The organism is Mangrovimonas futianensis (genome assembly GCF_021245805.1).
In the GTDB taxonomy this organism is placed as follows: Bacteria; Bacteroidota; Bacteroidia; order Flavobacteriales; family Flavobacteriaceae; genus Mangrovimonas; species Mangrovimonas futianensis.
Genome location: NZ_JAJJNF010000006.1, coordinates 185,812 through 203,987 on the forward strand (window position 1 = coordinate 185,812; position 18,176 = coordinate 203,987).

Sequence of the window (18,176 nt, forward strand, 5' to 3'; positions counted from 1 at the left end):
TTCTATTTTCTAATTACGTAAGGGTTTTCCTGTTTTTAACATATGCTGAATACGTTCCAGTGTTTTTCTTTCTGTGCATAAACTCAAGAAGGCTTCACGTTCTATATCCAACAGGTACTGTTCGCTTACAAGTGTCGCTTCAGATAGGTCTCCACCTGCCATAACATAGGCCAATTTGTTGGCTATTTTTTTGTCATGTTCACTGATGTAGTGACCTGCTTCCATAGAATCTGTACCTACTAAAAACATTCCTAAGGCTTGTTTACCCAATACTTTGACATCTGTTCTTTGAATGGGTTTGGTATAGCCTTGGTCAGCCATCAACCTAGCATAAGCCTTGGCTGTGGCAATCTGTCTGTCTTTATTCACAACCACCACATCTTTTCCTTTTTGAAGAACGCCTAAATCAAAGGCTTCATAAGCGGATGTTGATACTTTTGCCATACCAATGGTTAAGAAATATTCTTGGAGCACATTTAATTCCACATCATTCTTTCTAAAGGTATCAGAGGCTCTCAAGGTCATTTCTTTAGAACCACCGCCTCCAGGAATCACTCCGACTCCAAACTCTACCAAACCAATATAAGTTTCGGCTGCTGCTACCACCTTGTCTGCGTGCATAGAAAGCTCACAACCCCCACCTAGAGTCATACCATGTGGTGCTGAAATGGTAGGGATAGAGGAGTAACGCATACGCATCATGGTATCTTGGAAGTACTTGATGGCCATGTTCAACTCATCATATTCTTGTTCTACCGCCATCATGAATATCATACCAATATTGGCACCTACAGAAAAATTAGCTCCTTGGTTTCCAACAACCAATCCATCAAACTCTTTTTCTGCTAGATCAATAGCCTTGTTGATTCCTGCTAGAACATCACCACCAATGGTGTTCATTTTAGATTGGAATTCACAATTAAGGATGCCATCTCCCAAATCTTCAATGACCACACCTGAGTTTTTAAAGACTTCTTTAGATTTTCTGATGTTATCTAAAATGATAAAGGCATCTTGTCCAGGGATTTTGGTTTGTTTTTTGGAAGGGATATCATAATAATAGGTAGCCCCGTTTTGGACACTGTAAAACGATTTGCTACCAGATTCAAGCATCTCATACACCCAAGCATTTGGTTCATAGCCCTCTGCTTTCATAATTTCGATACCTTTTTCTACGCCAATGGCATCCCAGATTTGAAAGGGACCATGTTCCCAACCAAATCCTGCTTTCATGGCATCGTCTATTTTATATAGGTCATCAGATATTTCAGGAATGCGGTTTGATACATACGCAAACATAGCCGCAAAGTTCTTTCTGTAAAACTCCCCAGCTTTATCCTTTCCGCTAACCAATATGGGGAAGCGATTGATAACCTTGTCAACGGTTTTGGTAAGCTCTAAAGTGGCAAACTTAGCCGTTTTTTTAGCTCGGTATTCTAAGGTGTCTAAGTCTAAAGACAAGATGTCGCTGCTTCCGTCTTTGTTTTTTACTTTTTTATAAAAACCCTGACCTGTTTTGCTTCCCAACCAATTGTTGTCCATCATGGTTTGAATAAACCCTGGGAGTTTAAAAAGGTCGTGTGCTTCATCGTTAGGACAGTTTTCATACAACCCATTGGCTACATGCACCAAGGTGTCCAACCCGACTACGTCTACGGTTCTAAAGGTAGCAGACTTAGGACGACCAATGACAGGACCAGTTAATTTATCAACTTCTTCAATAGTGAGTCCCATGTCCTTTACTTGATGGAAAAGACTCATAATTCCAAAAATTCCAATACGATTACCAATAAAAGCTGGTGTATCTTTGGCAATAACTGAGGTTTTTCCTAAGTATTGCTCACCATAACTGTTAAGGAAATCCAATACATCTTGAGATGTTTTTGGTCCAGGAATAATTTCAAATAATTTCAAATATCTCGCTGGATTGAAAAAGTGAGTTCCACAAAAATGCTTTTGGAAATCTTCACTTCGTCCTTCGCTCATGAATTGAATCGGAATCCCAGAGGTGTTAGAAGTTATAAGTGTTCCCTCTTTTCTGTGTTTATCTAGATTTTCAAAGACCTTCTTTTTTATATCCAATCGTTCAACAACCACCTCAATGATCCAGTCTGCTTCAGAAACTTTGGCGATATCATCTTCTAAATTCCCAGTGGTAATTCTACTGGCAAATTTTTGATGGTAAATAGGAGATGGTTTGGATTTCAAGGCTGCTTTTAAGGAGTCATTTACCAAACGGTTTCTTACCATTTTGTGCTCTAAGGTTAAGCCTTTGGCTTTTTCGGCCTCTGTTAACTCTCGAGGCACAATATCTAAAAGTAATACCTCGACCCCAATATTTGCAAAATGACAGGCAATGCCACTTCCCATAATTCCAGAGCCGATTACAGCTACTTTATTAATAATTCGTTTGCTCATTATTTGATTGTTATTTGTCTTGGTTATATATTTTTTTGTTTGAAATCATCTCGTTGATTAATTCGGCCACTTCATAAAAGTGATTTAATTTTTCCTCTAATATGTTGGCCCTTATAGCGTCATTGAATGTGATTACTTTTTCTTTTGAATAGGCTCTTTTTTTTCGGCCAAACTCCGTAAGGTGAATTAATACGCCTCGGCCATCTTCAGGATTTGGTTTTCTTTCTATCAATCCTCGGGTTTCCATTGTTTTTAAAATTCTGGAAAGGCTAGTGGCTTCCATTCCCATTTTGGGACCCAAGGCCGTTGAAGGTGTTCCTTTTTCGGGATCAATGCTCAGTAAAGTGAACCCCGTAGCCATTGTACTTTCAAATTTGGCAGCTTCTTCATTATACATTTTATTGACGGCTAACCAGGTGGTTCTTAGAACATAGTCAATTGTTTTATCTTTCATGGTTGATTTTTAGTCTTCCAAATATAAAAAAATATGCTATGCATGCATAATAAAAAATAATAATTTAACATAAAATAGGCAGATTGATTAGAGGCTTCGCAATTTTATGGGGTGTTAATTGTTAAAACTGCCGTAAAAGATCTTAATGAATACGTAGGGTGAGGGCTCAGTTTTACTAAGAATAACTCAATTGAGGAGTTACCTGTTTTCATTGAATTTTAGTCTTTGTTTTGTTGGTAGGGATAGTCTTCGGAATAGCCTTCTTTTCGAAGTTTTACTCTCAACCTGTAGAAATTGGTCTCGATAGTCCTTAACGAAACACTCAATAAATCAGCTAATTCCTTATGTGCCAAATTGAAAGGTTGTAATGCCGCGTAAAGTTTTTCGGTTTTCGTTAAAAATTCTAAGGATTCCACATTAGTAATGAGCTCCTCATGTTCGTTAACTTGATTTTGTTTGAAATTATTCCAATTGAGAATTTTATCTCCATGATTGGAGAGTATGAAGGGTTTATTTTCAAGTATTAAGATGTTTTCATTCTTGTTATAATCTTTTTGCCATTTGCGCTTGAACCTTGTAATTAAAAATAACCAGTTGGTATAGATGGCTAATGTTATAATTAACAAGGTCATGATAAAATTTGACACCAGTGTTATATAATACATTTGTTTAAACACCTGCAAATTGTTGAAATAAACCAAGATGGCTACAAAAAAGAAGTTGTCTAGAATGTAGTACACAATGAATAGAATACTAAATACCTTTTTGTAAACCCCATCAAAGAGCTCAGGCCCTTTATTGACGTTTATCTTTCTTAAATAGTATAAAAAAAGCAAGAACAGTGTGATATTATAGGTCAACTGCACTGCAGCATTAATGCGCATGTTCTTGTTAGTAGGATAAAAAATGAGATGTTCGGTTTCATCTTGAGCGATTAAAAGATGTAGAATGGCAAAACCGACACCAATCAAAATGAGAAGTCCGAAATACTGAAGTATTTTAATCTTGGGTACCGACTTTCCAAAAAGCGCCGCACAAAACACGGGAGCTAATAGTGCAAAATTTTCATTGATGATCCCATAAAAATCTAAAACTCTTAAAGATTGGTCTGAGAAGTAATAGTCTAAATACAACCACACACCAAGAGAGGAAAAAAATAGAAAAGAAAAGAACGTTAGGAACAACTCAAACGGCTCTTGTTTATTACTTCTTACAATGAAAAGTATAAACCCAATCGCACTTAGAAAAAACGCCAAATGGCTTAAAAACATGATTATAGTAGTTTTGTAGTAGTCTTACAGATCTCCTAAAGTCCCTAAAAATTTACATTTACTTATTGATTTTTTTATCAGCAGGTTTTTGATCCATTTTTAAATAGCAACCAACTGTTAAGAGAAATCAAAACTAAAAAATACGACCGGTTTTCCAAATCCATTCCGATAGACTTTTTATAGTATGAATATCGTGTTTTTTTTCTGATGTCAGTAGAAAAAATAGAAATAAGCACCAAGGAGGAACGGTATCGTGTTGATTAAAAGCCTAATGATTGATAGTAAATTTAAAGCAGTGAAATACCCTTCTTTTTCAACTCTCTCAAATGCAAATTGTGGCAAAAGTCGCAATTTCAAATTCCTTTTTATTTTAGGAATGTTATTTTTTACCAATTTGGGATTTTCCCAAACAACATTGATTGATCCTCTGGGTGATGGAGGTTTTGAAACGGATGTATCCTTTGAACTTAATGGTTGGGTGAACAATAGTTCTCAAACCAATCAGTGGGTTTGTAATGCTGGTGCTAATTTGGGTTTTAGTGGTGTTAGAGCTGCTTACGTATCCAATAATCCTTTAAATGCCACCCCGTCTCACACCTATACAAATAATACTTCAAGTGTTTCTCATATATACCGAGATGTTTCGATACCTGCAGGGGAAACTTTTATTCAGTTGCAATTTGATTGGATCTGTAGGGGGGAGACTGGTTTTGATTATATGCGAGTCTGGTTGGTTCCAGTATCCTTTACTCCTAATAGTGGCACGCAAATAACAGTTGGAAATAGTGGCGGAATAAGTATTGGTCAAACCAATTATGGAGGTCAATCTACATGGAATAGTGAAGCCGTAACCATTCCATCCTCATATGCTGGCACTACCTTTAGGATGGTTTTTGAATGGCGAAATGATAGTTCTATAGGAACCAATCCGCCTGCGGGACTTGATAATATCTCGTTAACTTCAACGGCACCCACACCCCCAGAAAATGATGATTGTGCTAGTGCTGTAGCCGTAAGTGTCAATCCAGATAATTCCTGTGACCTCACAACATCAGGAACGTTAACATTTGCTACAGCATCTGGGGTAAGTAATTGTGCTACAGGAAATCCAAATGACGATGTGTGGTTTAGTTTTGTTGCTACCTCTACTTCACACACCATAAGTCTTATGAATGTTTCTGGTACTTATATGGATTTAGTTCATGCCGTTTATAGCAACTCCTGTGGTTCTTTAAATATGGTTTCTGGAAGTTGCTCCAATCCTAATAATAGTATGGTTACAGGGCTTTCCGTTGGTCAAACATATTTTGTGCAAGTCTATTCTTGGGCAGATTCCAACACCTTAAGTCAACAACCTACCATTATTGATTTTGATATTTGTGTTGGGACACTTCCTTTAAATGATGATCCTTGTAATGCCATAGCATTGGATATTTCTGGTGATTGCATAAGTGCTTATGGTAATACGCTTTTTGCAACAGATTCCAATATCAATAACACTAATTGTAATACATCGGGAGATGATGATGATATCTGGTTTAGTTTTGTAGCTCAAGACACATCCCATTCTATTAATATTGAAAATGTCTCTGGAAATACAAACAGCTTGTTCCATGCCATATACGAAGGTAGTTGTGGTAACCTGACCAGTATGCCACTGTGCTCATTTCCTAACAATAGTACGGCCACCGGATTAACGCCAGGGAACACTTATTATGTTCAAGTGATGACTTCTAGTGCAGGTGATTACCATGCGAGTTTTGAGATATGTACCATTCCATTGGTATCACCTTGCTCAAATACCTCCAATCTTCCAGAATTGTCATGTGGCACTATTGAAACAGTTTCTATAACTGGAGGGACTGGATTTTTTGATAATAATCCTTGTGGGTCTTGGGATCTTGAAGGGCAGGAAGCACTCTACACTTTTACACCTACGGTCACTGCGGAATATAGTATCACCCAGATTTCAACTTCGGGGTCGGGTAGTGATTCCCATATTAACTATTTATTCAAAGAAGCTAGTGATGGGTGTCATGCTAACAATTGGACTTGTTTGGCTCATTTGGATGGTAATGACCAAGGCAGTAATACATTCACACTTACCGAGGGCATAACCTATTACGTACTATTGGACACTGAAACAACTACAAGTAATGATGTCACCTTTCAATTAAGTTGTCCTCCTCAATGTGGTGATAGTTTTTATGATTCTGGTGGGGTTTCAGGAAATTATTCCAACAATGAAAGCCGAAGTGTTACTATTTGCCCAGAAACTGAAGGCTCTAATGTAACGGTTACTTTTACGAGTTTTCAAGTAGAGGGGGCAGGGGCTAATTTTTGTTTCGATAATTTGAGAATTTATGATGGACCTGATGATTCGTTTCCTCAAATAACTCCTGCAAGTTTAGGATTGGGGACAGGAACAGATGGGTTTTGTTATCAATCCCCTACCGATGGGACTGCTAATCTTGTAGGGGAGTCCATTACTGCAACAAATGCTGATGGCTGTCTTACCTTTGTGTTTACTTCCGATATTTCTACAGCATTAAGTGGCTGGGAAGCAGAGGTGAGTTGCTGTGCTGTTTGGAATGGTTCTGTAAGCACCGATTGGAACTTAGCACAGAATTGGTCTCTCAATGAAGTTCCTACTTTGGAAGATTGTATTGTTATCCCTGACCATACAACCACTCCAAATAACCCCATTTTAGAATATCCTTCAAACTCTACTGCATCTCAACCAGGTTATGGACTTAGTCTAACGCTAAAGGATAATGCTTATCTAGAGCTTTATAATTCGGAGTTGATTATCGATAAATGGATCGATGTTCAAGGAAGCGCTGTTTTTAATATTAGAAACAACGCGAGCCTTATTCAAATTGATGACAACAATGAGAATACAGGCAATATATTTGTGCAACGGGCTCCAAATTCCAACTTTACAAGTGTTAATAGTTTGGAATATGTTTATTGGTCAAGTCCTGTTAATGATTTTAATGTGGGAGATGTTTCTCCTGGGACAAGTTCAGCCTTAATTTTTGAATGGAATCCTACCGTACCCGGGTATGGAGTGGGTAATCATGGCTATTGGGAAAATGCCTCAGGTATGATGACTACAGGAAAAGGGTATATCATAAGAGGCCTTTCTGGTACTCCTGAAATAGTTTCCAATAATCTAACTCCGGCTACCGAAATTCCTGTAACTCCCTATACTGTTTTGTTTTCTGGTGAAGCAAATAATGGCGTTATTACAATGCCTATTCAACAGGGAGGCTACCAGGAGTCCGAAGACCCAGGTTATCAAGGAAATAGTTCTTTGGGGACCTTAGCCTATAATGATGATGATAATTGGAATTTAATTGGGAATCCTTATCCTTCGGCTATTTCTTCTGATGCCTTTATGGCTTATAACACTGATATTAATGGTACAGTATACCTTTGGCAGCATGAGTCGTTACCTAGCGCGGATACTGCAGATCCTTTTTATGAAGATTATGCCTATAATTACTCGGAGGACAATTATATAGAATATAATAGTTCAGGTTCCAACCCACCTGGATATGATGATTTGCATATTGCTTCTGGTCAAGGTTTTTTTGTTTTGATGAATCATAGTTCGACTGTTTTAAATTCTACAGTGACGTTCAACAATAGTATGCGGACCTATTCATCAGAATATACAAACAGTACCTTTTTTAAACAGAACCAAACAAATAACAACTATCAAAACCCATACAATACAGAGGAAACCACAACGATGGAACGCCATAGGATTTGGTTGAATCTTTCTAATTCAAATAATGTTGCAGTTTCTTTATTGTTAGGGTATATACAAGGAGCCACAAATGAATTTGACCGTTTGTATGATGGCCTAGAAGTAACCTCTACCGATTTAAGTTTCTACTCTATCAATAACGATGATAAATTGTCAATTCAAGGGCGTTTATTTCCTTTTAATCCTGACGATACCATTCCTCTTGGTATGTATTTACCACAGAACGACATTTATAGTATTGCAATTAACTCTTTAGATGGTCTGTTTATTGAAGAAGATCAAAGCATTTATTTAGAGGACACTTACTTAAATACCATTCACGATTTAAAACAGGCTCCATATAGTTTTTCTGGTAACTCGGGCTTGCTCAATGATAGATTCATTTTAAGATTTACCGAGTACACTTTAACCAACCCAGAATTTAATTTGGAAAGCATAGCAATCATTGCTCCGCAGGGAGAATACATCAAAATAAGTTCAGACCATGAGGTAATTTCAAAAGTGACTGTTTATGATGTTTTAGGTAAGGTAATAATGAATAAAAATAATGTTAATGTAAACCAGCTTATCTTAAATAGAACTGCTGTGACTTCTGGAGTTTATTTTGTGAAAGTTGTTTTGGTAAATGGCTTAGAAAGAAGAAAAAAAGTAAAACTCAAATAAGGTGCAAATTTTACCCTAAGTCATTATAACTGGAAAATATGCAAGTCATCTGATGAAATTTTTAAATGCAGTAAGAAATCCTCTGAATTCCCGCTGTGGCGTGCAGTTTTAGTAGTTTTGCAGTAGTGCTTTTCTTGTCTTTTTCAGCCTCCCAAGGCTATTTTTACTTCAGTGATTGAGACATGCGATTGCCTTATTTGAGAAAATCCTTAATTCCCATATGACGGAGTTTCAAAATGGCATATCACTTTTTCAATTCACAACAAAGACCTTTTAACACAGATCAAAAGAGGTCTATTTTATTAACACTAACATTTTTTTTATGAAAAGATTTACTTTGTTATGTCTGGCTGTACTTGGCTTGACATTTTCTTATTCAATTTATGCCCAAAATCAATGTGAATTTAAACTGGTAATGATAGATTCCTATGGTGATGGATGGAATGGTAATACCATTGATGTTTTGGTTGATGGAGCTGTAGTTTTGGATCATGTTCAGCTTTACGGAAATCAAGGAGGGGGGTATTCCTACGCGGTGTACTTTCCAGTAACTGATGGCTCCCAAATTACAACCGTTTGGAATGGTGGAGGGTATTGGCCAGGAGAAGTATCCTATAAAATCTATGACAATAATAACACGTTGTTGGGGTCTGGTGATTCTGCACATCAAATTAATATTGAGAATTCCTTATGCTATGTGCCGTTAAGTGTTAGTATGGAAGAGTCTTGCTATACAGTTTATAAGGGGTATGTTCCTACGGAATGTGTGGATCTTTCGGTAAATGTTGGAGGAGGTTCGAGTAACTATAATATACTCTGGAGTACAGGAGAGACGACCCAAACCATTTCAGTATGTCCTTCAGAAGCAACAGCTTATTCCGTATCGGTAACTGATGGCAATGAAACCATAAATGAAACAGCCACGGTATTAGTTGTTGATGTGGTTTGTAGCAATAATGTTAACAATGGCAAAGTGCTTGTTTGCCATGTAGACGAAGAAGGTAATTATTCTACTTTATGTGTGTCTGCTAATGCTGTAGAAAATCATTTGGCCCATGGCGATTTACTTGGAGGATGTGATAGCATTACTTGTAACACACCCCCAGCATGTGATATTACTCTTGTTTCACCTTTAAATGAGGCAGTAGATACTTCCATAAACCAAGAAATTTCTTGGACAGCTGCTTCAGGAATAGTTGATGGTTATTATGTATCCATTGGTACCACTTCTGGAGGAACAGATGTTTTGGATGGCTTTGATGTGGGGAATATCCTAAATTATGATGGAGGTAGTTTTGAGTATAACACAACCTATTTTATTACGATCACTCCTTATAATGTTAACGGTACTGCTAACGATTGTATGACATATAGTTTTACCACTATGGAAAATCCATGCTACAGTGCACTGCCAATAGGGTGTGAGGAGACTATCTTGGGAAGTACAGTAGGAGCTCCTATAAATGAAGGGTTGTATTGTGATTATAATGATTTAGGACAATCAGGTGGGGTTTGGTATACTTATCAAACTAACGACCCAAATATCAAAGTAACGGTAGATACTGATGGTTCTGGGTATGACACTCGCCTAGGGCTTTTTAAAGGTAACTGTGATGCCTTGGAGTGTGTGGATGCAGATAATGATGCTGGAGAAGGATTGAACTCGAAAATAAGTTTTGATGCCGAAGTAGGTGTCCTATATTACATTTATGTCACTGGAGATAATTCGGAGGGCGATTACAATCTTAACGTTTCATGTTTAGATACTTCTCCAGTTATGGTATCGTGTGGGACTACTTTAAATAATGAATATTGTTATTCTGACAATGATACAACCATATTTACTTATACTAGTTCAGAAGGGCTTCCCTTGGAATTAGTTGTTAACACTGGATATGTTGAAAACAATTGGGATGAGTTCATAGTCTTGGATTCAGATGGTGTTACTCAATTGTATAATGGCTATGGAAATTATGGGTCTTTGGCTGGATTAACTTTTGTAAGTACCGGTGATACCATATCTGTAATGATTCAATCAGACTCGAGTACAAGTTGTAGTACTCGCGGTTATGTGTCCCTCAATTATGATATTAAATGTTTTGTTCCTTGTGGGTACGAATCTGTAGAAACTTACTGCTATGGAAATAATGAGAACAATCAGTTCTCCTATACAAGTACAGATGGTTCACCTGTGCATGTAGCGTTTATGGCGGGAAGTATTGAAACTTACTACGATGAACTCAGAATTTTAGATTCTGATGGCACTACCGTTCTGTTCAATAGCAATAGTCCATATACAATAAACCTTTCAGAGGTAAGTGTTGAAAGTACAGGGGATACCATATTTTTTGATGTTTCTTCAGATGTTAGTGTGTCTTGTGGAAGTGGATCCCGCACCCAATGGGAATACCTTGTGTCTTGGGGCTGTCCAAACGATCAAATTGCAAGCTCTAGATTTGCAACTCCATTGAAAACTGAATTATTAAATCAGGAGGATTGGTCCTTATACCCTAATCCAACCAACAATGGACAGGTTACCTTACGTTTAGATAAATATATTAATCAATCTTTAGAGATTAAAGTATTGGACGTTACAGGAAAGGTAGTGTATGTCAAAGACATAAATGCTTTGGGAGCTTCAAAATTTGAACTACCGTTAAGTCATATACCCTCAGGAATGTATTTTGTAACTATTACTCATATAGGAGAGGTCTCAACAAAGAAGTTGATAGTTAAATAGACATCTATATTGATGAATTGGTTAAATGAAAAGGGTTCCATTAAATATGGAACCCTTTGTTATTTTATGTAATGGTTTTGATCAAGAATTAATTATAAATCTTATCATAAAGGTCTTTATATAAATTTAAGATAATATCTCTTTTCATTTTCATGGTAGGTGTCAAATGCCCTCCTTTAATGGACCACTCATCTGGGGTAAGTTCAAAGCGTTTAATTTGCTCCCACTTTCCAAATTTGGAATTGCATTTATCTACTTCTTGTTGGATCCTGTCAATGACTTCTTTAGAGGTATAAATGGCATCATTGGTTGGGTCAATGGCTTTCCCTTTGAATTTGATCCATTCTTTGATAAATTCAAAATTAGGTTGAATCAAGGCTGCTGGCATTTTTTGGCCTTCACCTATCACCATGACTTGTTCGATGAATCGAGATTGTTTTAACTCATTTTCCAATAGGGTAGGGATAACATACTTTCCGCCCGAGGTTTTGAACATTTCTTTTTTACGTCCCGTGATTTTCAAGAAACCTTCAGAATCAATTTCTCCTTTGTCTCCCGTATGGAAATACGCACCTGTCATGACAGAAGCTGTTTTTTCAGGATCTTTATAATAGCCTTTCATCACATTAGGACCTTTTATAAGGATTTCACCATCTTCTGCTATTTTGACTTCTACATTACGAATAGGAATTCCCACTGTTCCAACTTTAAACATATGGTCAGCATATTTTCCAACGGCTACTACAGGTGACGTTTCTGTAAGCCCGTAACCTTCCATAACCTGCATACCTGCTGCACAAAATATGCGTATGAGCCTAGGTTGCAAAGGCGCACTACCAGAGACCATAGTGCTTAATTCACCACCTAAAGCCTCTTGCCATTTGCTGAAAACGAGTTTTCGAGCTAAATTAAGTTTGAAGTGATACCAAGATCCGTTCTTTTGATAAGGTTCCCATTGTTCACCAAGACCTACCGCCCAGAAAAATATTTTTTGTTTTAAAGGGGATAATTCTTCAGCCTTGTGAACAATTTTATCGTACACTTTTTCCAGTAGACGCGGCACCACACTCATTAAATGAGGTTTGATCTCTTTTGCATTATCTCCAATTTTATCCAAACCTTCAGCAAAATAAATGGTGGCACCCATATATTGATAAATGTAAATTAAGACACGCTCAAAAATGTGACAAATAGGTAAAAAGCTGAGAACTCTGGTACCTGAACCCGATATAGGTAACCTAGGAACACTATCTAAAGCATTACTTACAATGTTTTTATGGGTTAGCATAACTCCTTTGGGTCTTCCGGTTGTGCCTGATGTATAAATGATGGTTGCCAAGTCATCTTCATGAACTTGATTTTTTCGTTCCTCTACTTCCGGTTGATTAATTGGGTCTTTCCCTAACTCTAGTAGTTCTGAAAAATGTTTGCATCCTTCAATGTGATTGAAAGAGTATACGTCTTTCAGCTTGGTGTTACCTTTTACTTGATTTAATTTGGCTAAAACATCTGCATCAGAAACAAAACAATAGATTGATTCACTATGGTTGAGTACATACTCATAATCTTCAGCTGAAATGGTTGGATAAATAGGTATGTTCTGTGCACCAACTTGCAAAATACCAATATCCATGATGTTCCACTCTGTTCGGTTTGTCGAAGAAATAACAGCTATTTTATCATCTTTTTGAATTCCCAGCTTGAGAAGTGCTCTACTTATTGCATTTGCCTGATCAATATAGGCTTGTGTTGAGGTAGGAGTCCAGACCTCATCATACTTGGTTACAAGCGCCTCTTTTAGGTTGTAAGTCTCTAACTGATAATAAGGAAAATCGAAAAGTCTGGTTATATCTGTCATTTGTTCTATAGAAAAATTGAAGTTCTGCAAATTATGAAATTAATGCATATTTACAAATGTGTTTTATTTTGGCGAATAAATTCTAAAATTAATAATAATGGGAGTGTAAAATTTTTAAGTTAACAAAAGGTTAGTATAAAGGCAGTTAAAACAATTTTTTAAATCAGGATTTTTTTTCGAAAAAAACTTGATAAAAACCATAAAAATGTGACATGAAACTTTATTTTTGTACCCCTATAATTCGGGATGTGGCGCAGTCCGGTTAGCGTACACGGCTGGGGGCCGTGTGGTCGCAGGTTCAAATCCTGTCATCCCGACACTTTAAAGCAAAGGTTAATGTAGAAAGTTTACTTTCTTAAATTAGCCTTTTTGCTTTATATGAAATTAAAGCAACGCTTTAATTTGCAACATAAGCGATGACAAATCGATTCTGTAAATCCTGTCATCCCGACGAAATGAAGTCCAACATGTATAGTGTTGGACTTTTTTTATAAATATTAATTTCTTTGAAAGCATTGGTTTTGCTAATGCCCAACAATAATTTTTTTAGAGACAACGTGTTCAGTATCTAGTACTATGTGTACAATATAGGCTCCAGAACTCAGATCTTTTGTTGAATAATGATATTCTTGGTTTTGTGATAAATCAACGTCATTCAAAATTTCTTTTCCTGTAATATCATATAGAGATACCTGCTGAAGGTTCAAATAATTTGGGTTTTTAATGATGATTTCAGATTTTGATTGATTATGAAAAACTATAATTGAATTTGAAATGGGTTCATCCATGCTCAGTGCTTCTTGAGTGAAAGTAATTTCAAAACGATCGTTATAATTTTCTGCGTTTATCATTAATTCAAGGTTTTGCTCCCTTAAGTTTACATAAGAATCTGTCAACATATCATGTAAATAAATGGGCTGTACCTCATCAAAATTCTGTACATCAAAAATTCGAAAGCGAATGAGTTGTTGGCTATTTGATTTTACTATTAAGGGAATACATAATTCCTGATCAAAATTATATGCTTGAATGCAGTAGGGATCATTATCCCAAGTCCAATAAGCATCTGAACTAAGGACTTCAGGACTTTTTGCTTCCAATCCATAGTCAAATCCATTGCTTGCACTTTCATGGAAATTCATCAATAGTTGTCTTGTATGGGTGTCGTTGAAATCAACATTAATTCGGAATCTTTGATAGTCCTCTGGTACAATAGTCAAACCATTTTCATCATAACTTATTGGGGTGCTATTGGTCAGGTTGGTGTCAGACTCTTGATTTCTAAAAAAGAAACTGATGCCATCAGATTCTTTAACAAAATCCCTGTGGGCATTTTTAAAATAAGCTGCTCCGGTGGTGCCTGTTTTGCCTTCTACCATAAATCCTTGTCCTATGGGGATGTACCTTTTAGCAATTTTGTTGCCTGATCCTGCTGGAAAATTAGTTGGTATGCCATTGCTTAAATAGGTGGTGAAAGCTGCCGGCGTGAAGGAATCTACAAGACCATCAGAAGAAATAGTATAAGAAGCATAGCCACCCACATAATCGCTTAAAAAATGGGAGGTAGCCCCGGGAGCTTGTTCCCAATAGTACAGATATCCTGTTATGGCATTTTGATTGTCAGTATCCCAAATAAAATCTCTTGCGTCTAATGCAGATGGATATGGATTGCCTACCAGTGTTTGTTGTTCAGCTAAAACACTAGTGGAAATTGTTCCGGAATTAGGTTTTCCTCTGAAGTCATACATTTGGTTGTTTCCAGACCCGTTAGTTCCTTTCATTGTAAAACCATAGGCTGTAGCAACATCCCCACTATCACCAACATAATCCCATTCACTGTATGCCGTTCCTGGGTCAAATTTCCATATCCAGTAATTTGAAATTACTAAAGGACTGGAAGTACCATTATAACCAGAGGTAAAGGATGCTGGTGCACTTGTTATAGGAGCGCTCATCACCTCATAAATATTATTATTGGGCCTAAATGGTCTATTACCAACGGAATTAGCTAAAGTATTACCTACAGGTGGACACCAATAGTTATAAGCATATTCATTGACAGTTCCCCATTGGTAGACACTTAAAAGTCCTGTGCCAGAATTGCCAACTGTCCCTGTTCCTTGAAGAAGTTGTGCTTCATCTCTTAGGTAAAAACGTGCCGTTGATTCCTGAATATTTACTTGGTCATTTACAAAAACCACCACGTCTGAGGCATATACATAGGCATTATTTCTTATAGTAAGCTGAGCATACCCGCCAAAATTTAGTAAAACAAAGAGAAAGAGTATGAAGTAGTTGCTTCTCATAAACATGATGTTTTCAATTCATCAATATAATTAGATAGGAAAAGAGGATACATAAGAGAATTTCCTTGGCCTAAGATAAAGACCATTATACTTATGTATCCTTCAATCCCAGTTGGCAGTGTGGTTATTCTGCCATGATTAAAATTGCTATTAATCGGTTTTGGTTGGCTCATTAGAAGCGCTGGTGTTAGTTGTGTTTTGCAATTGTAATTGAACTAGAATGTTTTGAATGCTTTCTTCCATGTTTAGGACCTGAGCTTGTAATTGATCATTTTTCTCCAAAATGAGTGTTTGCGACTCTTTGAGTTTTTTGATCTCTTCTTGTTGAGTGGCAATTTGCTGTTGCTGTTCCTTAATGGCCTGAGTTAATAGAGGAATAAAATCATTATATCGTAAACTTATTCTACCTTGATCATCTTTTGTGAGAAACCCTTGATCATCATATCCTAAATCAAGGAGTACGCGTTCTACTTCTTGAGCAATAAAGCCCATTTCTCGGGTTTGCTTCTCATCATTTTTCCTGATGTAGTCTACAGGTCTTAATTTAGTAATCATATCCAAACCATAGGGTAGATCTCGCACATTTGACTTCCATATGTTATCTGAAGTAATAGACCATGCTACTTGTATACCAGCGTAAGTAATGCTGGTGTTTCCTATACGAACTTGATGAATGCCTGTTGCATTGGGAACTTGTGCATAGCTTCCTATGCCTATATTATTGTTTCCACTGGTTAATTGAGATAACGCTTGCAATCCAATGGCAACATTATTGTTTCCTGCTTGGGCATTATTTAAAGCTTCATGGCCAATAGCCGTATTTCTATTGCCTTCTGTATTAGCATTTAAAGCACTATGACCTACAGCCACATTATTTATGGAGCCTACATTACTTTCTAGAGCAAGGGCTCCTATGGCAACATTGAAATCTCCTGTGGTATTAGAGTTGAGAGCGAGATAACCTAAAGCCGTGTTTTGGTATCCTACTGTATTGTAGCGTAAAGAATTATGTCCTACAGCTGTATTCTCATTTCCACTCGTGTTAGCATTTAAGGCATTTGTTCCAACAGATGTGTTATTATTCCCTATTGAATTGTTTAGCAAACCACCTCTACCTAAACTGGTGTTGTAGCTACCTGTTGTGTTGCTCTCTAAGGTACGAGCACCAACTCCCGTGTTTTGAGTTCCTGTCGTATTATTTTGCAATGCATGAGCACCGGTGGCAGTATTAGCTCCACCAGTTGTGTTCATAAGGGCTTGGTATCCTGTAGCTGTATTATTATTTCCGATTGTATTTAATAGAAGTGCAGATGTACCAACAGCTGTGTTATTAGTTCCTGTAGTATTGGCGTTTAAAGAACTATAGCCTACAGCTACATTGCCATCAACTGTATTATTTTCTAACGAACCAGAACCTACAGCTGTGTTGTTATTATCTGTAATGTTTGAATTTAGCGCATTGTAACCTAAAGCGGTATTATCATTTCCACTCGTGTTAGCATTCAAGGCATTTGTCCCAACCGACGTGTTGTTGCTTCCATCTGAGTTGTTTTGCAAACCACCTCTACCTAAACTGGTGTTGTAACTACCCGATGTGTTGCTCTCTAAGGTACGAGCACCAACTCCAGTGTTCTGGGTACCCGTGGTATTATTCTGTAGTACAAGAGCACCGTTGGCAGTATTAGCTCCACCAGTTGTGTTCATAAGGGCTTGATATCCTGTAGCTGTATTGTTATCTCCGGTTGTATTTAAGAGCAGTGCATTGGTTCCAATAGCAGTGTTTCTTTCGCCACTCGTATTGGCATTTAAGGCACTATAGCCAACAGCTACATTAGCATCTGCTGTGTTGTTTTGTAACGCTTGTGAACCAACAGCTACATTAGTTGTCCCACTTATATTTAGTTGCAAGGTCTGATGGCCCACCGCAACATTATCAATGCCATCCATATTATTATTTAAGGCACCCCTTCCAATAGCTGTATTATAAGAACCTGTAGTATTTTCATATAAAGATATATTACCGACTGCAGTATTGTGAGTACCGGTAGTATTAGCAAATAATGAGAAACGGCCTATGGCTGTATTAGCAATACCCGTCGTGTTGAATTTTAAGGTCCCCACACCTATGGCTGTATTGCTGCTCCCATCAGTATTGGCTTGCAAGGAGTTGTAACCAATCGCTGTATTTTGATTTCCTGTGGTGTTTGCGGCCAAAGAATTAAATCCTATTCCAATATTGCGATTATCTGTACCATCATCAATGGCTCCAGCATTGATTCCTAAAAATATGGAAGATCCATTATTAGTGCCATCACTATCGGATTTACCGTCCAGTAGGTCATTAATTTGTTTGGCTCCGTTAACAGATATCCAATTAGTTGCTGCATTATCCCAATAGTAAAGACCTTTAGAAGGTGACCCGTTTCCTGTGGCAAATACTAACATCCCATCTTGATCTGCTGTAGGATTGGAGGATGGAAAGTTATCAACTCGAGGAATAAGAATACCATCGGTATTTGATGGAGTTGCCGTATTGGATGAGGAAATGTGCAAGGAAGCTTTGGGATCGGTATTTCCTATACCTACCTGGGCAACTATAAAAGAAGAATACATTAGGGTTATAATTGTTACTATATAACCCCTTTTTAATGCATGTAAAACCATCATAATAGTTATGTTTTTTAATGACTT

Annotated in this window: 8 protein-coding genes and 1 tRNA gene; 3 read left to right on the plus strand and 6 right to left on the minus strand. The window is 37.2% G+C overall.

The features are described from left to right. Positions 1–9 precede the first annotated feature (9 nt). From LOK78_RS11725 to LOK78_RS11735, 3 genes are all read right to left on the minus strand, one after another. A complete protein-coding gene (locus LOK78_RS11725; RefSeq protein WP_232635031.1) occupies positions 10–2,418 on the minus strand; it encodes a 3-hydroxyacyl-CoA dehydrogenase/enoyl-CoA hydratase family protein in 2,409 nt (802 codons plus the stop codon). A 10-nt stretch (positions 2,419–2,428) separates the two neighbouring features. After that, the gene (locus LOK78_RS11730; protein ID WP_232635032.1) at positions 2,429–2,872 is read right to left on the minus strand and encodes a MarR family winged helix-turn-helix transcriptional regulator; all 444 of its coding nucleotides are present in this window, start codon (positions 2,870–2,872) and stop codon (positions 2,429–2,431) included. 218 nt (positions 2,873–3,090) lie between these two features. Next, positions 3,091–4,143: a hypothetical protein gene (locus LOK78_RS11735; RefSeq protein ID WP_232635033.1), complete on the minus strand. Its 1,053-nt coding sequence runs from the start codon at positions 4,141–4,143 to the stop codon at positions 3,091–3,093. Between the two features lie 376 nt (positions 4,144–4,519). On the opposite strand from LOK78_RS11735, the gene LOK78_RS11740 reads away from it, so the two are divergent. Both LOK78_RS11740 and LOK78_RS11745 read left to right on the plus strand, forming a co-directional pair. After that, positions 4,520–8,581 carry a RemA C-terminal-like gliding motility protein gene (locus LOK78_RS11740; protein WP_232635034.1) on the plus strand — a complete coding sequence of 1,354 codons (4,062 nt, stop codon included), beginning with the start codon at positions 4,520–4,522 and terminating at the stop codon, positions 8,579–8,581. Between the two features lie 322 nt (positions 8,582–8,903). Further along, positions 8,904–11,321, plus strand: coding sequence for a T9SS type A sorting domain-containing protein (locus LOK78_RS11745; protein ID WP_232635035.1), 2,418 nt, complete (start codon positions 8,904–8,906; stop codon positions 11,319–11,321). Between the two features lie 88 nt (positions 11,322–11,409). Here the strand turns inward: LOK78_RS11745 and LOK78_RS11750 are convergent, their stop codons facing one another. Further along, positions 11,410–13,179, minus strand: coding sequence for an AMP-dependent synthetase/ligase (locus LOK78_RS11750; protein WP_232394854.1), 1,770 nt, complete (start codon positions 13,177–13,179; stop codon positions 11,410–11,412). A gap of 242 nt (positions 13,180–13,421) precedes the next feature. Here LOK78_RS11750 and LOK78_RS11755 point away from each other — a divergent pair. Beyond that, positions 13,422–13,496 (plus strand) — tRNA-Pro (locus tag LOK78_RS11755). A gap of 207 nt (positions 13,497–13,703) precedes the next feature. On the opposite strand, the gene LOK78_RS11760 is transcribed toward LOK78_RS11755, so the two are convergent. Next, positions 13,704–15,485: a DUF8693 domain-containing protein gene (locus tag LOK78_RS11760; RefSeq protein WP_232635036.1), complete on the minus strand. Its 1,782-nt coding sequence runs from the start codon at positions 15,483–15,485 to the stop codon at positions 13,704–13,706. Positions 15,486–15,635: 150 nt separating this feature from the next. After that, the gene (locus LOK78_RS11765; protein WP_232635037.1) at positions 15,636–18,098 is read right to left on the minus strand and encodes a phage tail-like protein; all 2,463 of its coding nucleotides are present in this window, start codon (positions 18,096–18,098) and stop codon (positions 15,636–15,638) included. Positions 18,099–18,176: the final 78 nt, after the last annotated feature.